The 6,159-nt window shown below is 71.4% G+C and carries 7 protein-coding genes; 6 read left to right on the top strand and 1 reads right to left on the bottom strand.

The features are described from left to right. Positions 1 to 1,010: ferritin-like domain-containing protein (locus ACRDP3_RS13290; protein WP_431517117.1), on the bottom strand; the 1,010-nt coding region annotated here is incomplete at its 3' end. 212 nt (positions 1,011 to 1,222) lie between these two features. Between ACRDP3_RS13290 and ACRDP3_RS13285 the strand changes: the two genes are divergently transcribed. The 6 genes from ACRDP3_RS13285 to ACRDP3_RS13260 all read left to right on the top strand — a co-directional run bounded on the left by ACRDP3_RS13285 (position 1,223) and on the right by ACRDP3_RS13260 (position 6,049). Then, positions 1,223 to 2,179: an AurF N-oxygenase family protein gene (locus ACRDP3_RS13285; RefSeq protein WP_431517116.1), complete on the top strand. Its 957-nt coding sequence runs from the start codon at positions 1,223 to 1,225 to the stop codon at positions 2,177 to 2,179. Positions 2,180 to 2,238: 59 nt separating this feature from the next. Then, a complete protein-coding gene (locus ACRDP3_RS13280; protein WP_431517115.1) occupies positions 2,239 to 2,985 on the top strand; it encodes a TetR/AcrR family transcriptional regulator in 747 nt (248 codons plus the stop codon). Between the two features lie 66 nt (positions 2,986 to 3,051). Next, a complete protein-coding gene (gene soxR, locus ACRDP3_RS13275) occupies positions 3,052 to 3,528 on the top strand; it encodes a redox-sensitive transcriptional activator SoxR (RefSeq protein ID WP_431517114.1) in 477 nt (158 codons plus the stop codon). 13 nt (positions 3,529 to 3,541) lie between these two features. After that, the gene (locus ACRDP3_RS13270; protein ID WP_431517113.1) at positions 3,542 to 3,838 is read left to right on the top strand and encodes a hypothetical protein; all 297 of its coding nucleotides are present in this window, start codon (positions 3,542 to 3,544) and stop codon (positions 3,836 to 3,838) included. Positions 3,839 to 3,950: 112 nt separating this feature from the next. After that, positions 3,951 to 4,805 carry a protein kinase domain-containing protein gene (locus ACRDP3_RS13265; protein ID WP_431517112.1) on the top strand — a complete coding sequence of 285 codons (855 nt, stop codon included), beginning with the start codon at positions 3,951 to 3,953 and terminating at the stop codon, positions 4,803 to 4,805. 194 nt (positions 4,806 to 4,999) lie between these two features. Continuing rightward, on the top strand, positions 5,000 to 6,049 hold the full coding sequence (locus tag ACRDP3_RS13260) for a C40 family peptidase (RefSeq protein ID WP_431517111.1): 1,050 nt from the start codon (positions 5,000 to 5,002) through the stop codon (positions 6,047 to 6,049). The last annotated feature ends 110 nt before the right edge of the window (positions 6,050 to 6,159 follow it).

Raw genomic sequence — 6,159 nt, 5'->3', positions numbered from 1 at the left:
TCCTCGTCCTGGCGCATCAACAGATCCAGGTTGGCGTCACCCATCTCGAGCACGCCCATGTCGACATAGGCCTGCTGCAGGCGCTCGCCCCACAGGCCGATGTCGCGTACGCACGGGACGATGCGGCTGAACAGCAGCTTGCGGAAGGCCTGCATGTACGCGGAATCCTCGACCAGCGGGGCCACCTCGCGATGGTCGATGCCGAAGTTCTGCCATACCTCGACGCCGCGGATGCGATCCCGCATCAGGTAGCAGCCCTCGATCACGAAGTCCTCGCGCTCGCGCAGCTCGGCCGACGTCAGCTGGGCGTAGTAGTCGCGCAGGGTGAGCCGGCCGAAGGCGACGTGCCGGGCCTCGTCCTGCATGACGTAGGCCAGGATCTGCTTCGGCAGCGGCTTGTCGGTGGTGTCGCGGATCATGCCGAAGGCGGCGAGCGCCAGCCCCTCGATGAGCACCTGCATTCCCAGATACGGCATGTCCCAGCGGGAGTCGCGGAGGGTGTCACCGAGCAGGGACTGCAGGTTGTCGTTGATCGGGTAGACCATCCCGACCTTCTCGTGCAGGAAGCGCCCGTAGATCTCGGCGTGCCGGGCCTCGTCCATGGTCTGGGTCGCGGAGTAGAACTTCGCGTCCAGGTCCGGCACCGACTCCACGATCCGGGCGGCGCAGACCATGGCGCCCTGCTCGCCGTGCAGGAACTGGCTGAACTGCCAGGACGCGTAGTGCTGCCGCAATTCGCCGCGCTCGGCTGCGTTCATCTTGTCCCAGTAGGACGTGCCGTAGATCGACATCGCCTCGTCCGGGGTGCCGAGCGGGTCCTTCGGGTCGACCTCGAGGTCCCAGTCGATGCGCCGCTGGCTGTCCCACTGCTTGTCCTTGCCCTTCTGGTAGAGGGCGAGCAGCCGGTCGCGGCCGTCGTCGTAATCCCAGCTGAACCGGGCCGCGCCGGAGGCGGGAACCTCCCATCCCGGGGAGCCGGGACCCTGGACGTAGAGGTCATGCGTGGACATGGACGCCTCCTGACTCCGCGCGGCTGGGGGTGCCCCGGGGCCCAGAGCCCAGTGGACCGGGGGTAGTTGGCAGGCTCACACGTCGGTTACCGCCCGGTCAACAAGTGGGAAGCGATGTACGCACAGGGGATTGACGAGCTTACTGACACGCAGTCTTATAAGAGCGGACAGTAGACGTGACCGCCGGTAACCCGACGAAGAGGTGCCACCCTATGACGACCACCCCTGACATCGCCCCCAGCACCGAAGCCGACGTCGCGGCCGTACGGGACGCGCTCGGCCTGCTCAAGGACCGGGAGCAGGTCGCGGAGCGGCTGCTGGACTCCTCCAAGAAGCACTCCTTCGACCCGGACACCGAGCTGGACTGGGACGCGCCGTTCGAGGACGGCAAGTGGTTCTGGCCACCGGAGCTGGTCTCGCTCTACGACACCCCGCTGTGGAAGCGGATGTCGCAGGAGCAACGCCTGGACCTCGCGCGGCACGAGGCCGCCTCGCTCGCCTCCCTCGGCATCTGGTTCGAGGTCATCCTCATGCAGCTGCTGGTACGCCACATCTACGACAAGCCGCTCACCAGCAACCACGTGCGGTACGCGCTGACGGAGATCGCGGACGAGTGCCGGCACTCGATGATGTTCGCCCGCCTGATCAAGAAGGGCGGCGCCCCCGCGTACCCGGTCTCCCGGCTGCACCACAACCTGGCCCGGCTGCTCAAGACCGTCTCCACCACCCCGGGCTCCTTCACCGCGACCCTGCTCGGCGAGGAGATACTCGACTGGATGCAGCGGCTGACCTTCCCCGACGACCGCATCCAGCCGCTGGTGCGCGGCGTCACCCGCATCCATGTGGTCGAGGAGGCGCGGCACGTGCGGTACGCGCGCGAGGAGCTGCGCCGCCAGATGGCCAAATGCCCGCGCTGGGAGGCCGAATTCACCCGCATCAGCTCCGGCGAGGCGGCCCGCATCTTCTCCGTCTCCTTCATCAACCCCGAGGTCTACACCAACGTCGGCCTCGACAAGCGGGAGGCCATGGCCCAGGTCAAGGCCAGCGGCCACCGGCGTGAGGTGATGCAGACCGGCGCGCGGCGGCTGACCGACTTCCTGGACGAGATCGGCGTCCTGCGGGGCATCGGCCGCAGGCTGTGGGTCAGCTCCGGGCTGCTCGCGAAGTAGGAAGCAGGGAGCGGGACAGTCCGTCCGGGGCGGTGCGGGCCGCCGGTTAGGCTCGGGAGATGAGCAGCAGCGGCACGGCCCCGGCGTATCGCAGGCTCACCGTGGACCAGCGGCGTACACAGCTGATCGCCGCCGCGCTCGGCCTCTTCGCGCACCGGCCGCCCGAGGACGTGTCACTCGACGACGTGGCCGCCACGGCCGGGGTGTCCCGGCCGCTGGTCTACCGCTACTTCCCCGGCGGCAAGCAGCAGTTGTACGAGGCGGGGCTGCGCCGCGCCGCCGACGAGCTGGAGCAGTGCTTCGCGCAGGCGCAGACCGGACCGCTGACCCAGCGCCTCGCGGCCGCCCTCGACCGCTATCTCGCCTTCGTGGACGAGCACGACGCCGGCTTCATGGCACTGCTGCAGGGGGGCAGCGTGGTGCAGACCTCGCGTACGCACGCGATCGTGGACAAGGTGCGGCGGGCGGCGGCCGGCCAGATCCTCTTCCACCTCGGCTTCGCGGCCGAGGGAACGCCCGGCGACCGTCCGGGCCTCCGGCTGCGGATGACGGTGCGCAACTGGATCACCGTGGTCGAGGGCACCTCCCTGATCTGGCTGGACGAGGACAAGCAGCCGCCGCTCGGCGAGCTGCGCGACTGGCTGGTGGATCACTTCCTCGCGCTGCTGCTGGCGACCGCCGCCGGGGACGCGGAGACGGCCGGCATCGTGCGTCACGCGCTGGCGATCGAGGACCGGGAGGGTCCGGTCGGCGACCTGGCGCGCCGGGTGCTGCCGGTCGTCGCCGACGCGGGGCACCTGATCTGAGACCGCCGGCAACCTGAAACCCGCGGCAACTTAAAGGGAACTTGAAGACCGCGTAGGCTGGCCGCCATGTCCACTCAACTGTCCTGGCAGGCCAAGGAAGCCACCGTCGGTGAGCTCGCGGCGCGCGCCGGCGTGGCCACCTCGGCGCTGCGCTTCTACGAGCGCGAGGGTCTGATCCACAGCCGCCGCACCTCCGGGAATCAGCGCCGCTACAGCCGTGACACGCTGCGCCGGGTCGCCTTCATCCGCGCCTCGCAGCGCCTGGGCATCCCGCTCGCCGCCATCCGCGAGGCGCTGGCGCTGCTGCCCGACGCGCGCACGCCAACCCGGGAGGACTGGGCGCGGGTCTCGGAGTGCTGGCGGGCGGATCTCAACCAGCGGATCAAGCTGATGGCACAGCTGCGCGATCACCTCACCGAGTGCATCGGCTGCGGCTGCCTCTCCCTGGAGCACTGCGCTCTGGCCAACCCCTACGACACCCTCGGCAAGGAAGGCCCCGGCGCGCGCTCGCTCGCCCAGCCCTGCTGCCCGGGCGACTGCTGAACGGGCACCGGTCATGCGCAGCGAGGACACGGAATTCGTCGGCGGACCGCTGGACGGGCGGGTGCTGCCGGTGCTGGTGGGGGTGAACGGCCGGCCGCCGAAACACTACGAGGTGCCGGTGCCGGGCCCGGAGAAGAACCCGAAAACCCGCACGACAGTGCACGTGTACCGGCTCGAGCCGGCCCGCGTCAGCCGTCGGCTGCGGCTGCCGACCGGCTGGCGATATGTCTACGAACCGGACGGCCGCCCCCGTGGCAGGCTCCGGTGGCCGTGGAGCCGGAGCGCGGCCCCTCGGCCGGGCCCTCCGTGAAACGTGATGACTTCTGTGACTGACGTGGAGGTTGCGAAGAACTTCGACGGTTTCGTAAGGACTGGTCCCCTCCCGCACAGGTGCCCCTAGTCTGCTCTGCGTGATCCAAGGGATGACAGGCCTCGGCAGCGCGGATCCCAAGCAGCTCGGCCCGTACCGCCTCCACGGGGTGGTCGGCGAGGGCCGCATGGGCACGATCTACCTCGGGCGCGGCGCGCCGCGCCGCGGGGAACGCAAGCAGTGGGTCGCGGTCCGCGCCCTGCGCCCCGAACTGCTGCGCGACCGCCCCCTGCGCGCCCGGCTGCGGCGGGACATACAGGTCGCCGCCGGGTGCGTGCGCAGCCCGTACGTGGCCGAGGCGGCGGGTTGTGAGCTGGACAGCGAACAGCCGTGGATCGCGGGTGAATTCGTGCCCGGTCCGTCGCTGGAGTTCCTGGTCGCACAGTACGGGCCGCTGCCCGAGTCCGCCGTGCGCGCTTTGGGCGGCGCCCTCGCGAAGGCGCTGACGGCCCTGCACACAGCCCAGTTGACCCACCGCGATCTCGGCCCGCACAACGTCCTGCTGGCCGCGGACGCGCCACGGGTCGTCGACTACGGGCTCGGCATGGGCCGTACGGGCCTGGGCTCGGGCGGCGGCGGGTGGGCCGACGACGTCTTCGAGCTCGGCGCCACGCTGGTCGTCGCCGCCAGCGCCCACTCCCCCTTCGCCGGGAGCATGCTGCCCATGGCCCGTGAGGACCCGGACCTGACGGGCGTACCGGAGAGCCTGTGCCCGGCGCTGCTCGCCTGCCTGCACAAGACGCCGGAATCCCGCCCGCCGCTGAACGTGCTCACCCACGCCTTCGATCTGGCGGACACGGCGGAGAACCCCACGGCACATTGGCTGCCCGCGGCCTGCATGAAGGAGATCGACTCCGTCGCCGACGCGGCACGCCGGATGTCGGGGCGGCGCCTGTTCGGCAGGTGACCGGCCCTCGGTAGCTGACCGGCCCCCGCGGCAGGTGACCGGCCCACCTGCCGAGGAAGTGCCGTGCCGCCGCACGGGCGACGCCCGCCCACCGTATGAGTGACGGAGGTGGGCGGATACGGCCGACATCTCCACGGACCACGCGGATCACCGTGCCACGATCGCTCGGGTACCGAGAGATCGGAGGCAAGCCTGTGTCCTACCCACGTGACCTACGGCGGGTCGGTGCCGGGGCGGTGACGGTGGCGGCTGTGGCGGTCTTCGCCCTCCAGCCCACCCCGACGCTCGCGGACCGCGCCGACAAGCCCGTCAGCGAACTGCTGCGGGACCTGAGAGGGCTCTACGAGGAGACCGAGGCCGCCTCGGAGGCGTACAACGCGACCGCCGCGAAGCTCACCCGGCAGCGCCACCGCGCCAAGGACGCCGCCGCTGCGCTGGCCTCGGTCCGCGCAGCCCTGGACGAATCGCGCCGGGAGGCCGGGCGGCTGGCCCGCCAGCAGTACCGGCGCGGGGACGTCGGACTCCCCCCGGTCGTACAGCTGATGCTGCTGCGCGAACCGCGGCACGCGATGGCTGCGGCGCACCTGATCGAACGCGCCGCCGGCCGGCAGGCGGTGACCGTGCGGCGGCTGACCGACGGCGAGCACCGGCAGCGGCAGCTCGCCGACCGCGCCCGGTCCGCGCTCGCCGCGCAGCAGCGGCTGACGACGCGCAAGCACCGGCAACGCGACGCGGTACGGGGACGGCTGCACGAGGTCGAGGGCATGCTGGCCTCGCTCTCGGACGGTCAGCTGACGCGGCTGCGGGGCCTGGAGACGGCACAGCAGAACCGGCACAGCCGCGCCCAGCGCACCCTGATGTCGGCAGCCGACGGGGGCGGGCGGGCGCCTTCCCGGGCCGGCGAGCACGCGCTGGAATACGCGCTGGACCAGATCGGGAAGCCCTACCGGTTCGGGGCGGACGGGCCGGACGCCTACGACTGCTCAGGGCTGACCTCGCGGGCGTGGCGGCGGGCCGGGCGGCCGATTCCGCGCACCAGTCAGGGCCAGTGGCGGCAGCTGCGCCATGTTCCGGTGGCCGAGCTGCGCCCCGGCGACCTGGTCGTCTACCGCGAGAACGCCACGCATGTGGCCCTGTACGCGGGCGACGGCAAGGTGGTGCACTCACCGCGGCCCGGTGACGACGTGCGGCTCTCCCCGGTCGGGTTCGAACCCGTGCGGGGCGGGGTACGGCCCGACGACTGAGCCGCTCCACGGCTCCCGTTGCCGCGGGCGGGTCCCCTTCCCCGCCCGCTCCGCCGTCCGGAATCGGCCCGGACGGACAAGGTGACGGCCGCCGCGCACCGGGAGCTGCC

The organism is Streptomyces sp. (assembly GCF_050698815.1).
Classification (GTDB): Bacteria; Actinomycetota; Actinomycetes; order Streptomycetales; family Streptomycetaceae; genus Streptomyces.
Note: the sequence above shows the minus strand (reverse complement) of the source record. Positions and strands in the feature narration are given on the sequence as shown.

What these genes read in the sequence shown, in the direction of transcription:
- ACRDP3_RS13270 (WP_431517113.1), top strand. Translation starts at nt 3,542, where the DNA reads ATGCGCAGCGAGGACACGGAATTCGTCGGCGGACCGCTGGACGGGCGG.
- soxR (WP_431517114.1), top strand. Translation starts at nt 3,052, where the DNA reads ATGTCCACTCAACTGTCCTGGCAGGCCAAGGAAGCCACCGTCGGTGAG.
- ACRDP3_RS13285 (WP_431517116.1), top strand. Translation starts at nt 1,223, where the DNA reads ATGACGACCACCCCTGACATCGCCCCCAGCACCGAAGCCGACGTCGCG.
- ACRDP3_RS13265 (WP_431517112.1), top strand. Translation starts at nt 3,951, where the DNA reads ATGACAGGCCTCGGCAGCGCGGATCCCAAGCAGCTCGGCCCGTACCGC.
- ACRDP3_RS13280 (WP_431517115.1), top strand. Translation starts at nt 2,239, where the DNA reads ATGAGCAGCAGCGGCACGGCCCCGGCGTATCGCAGGCTCACCGTGGAC.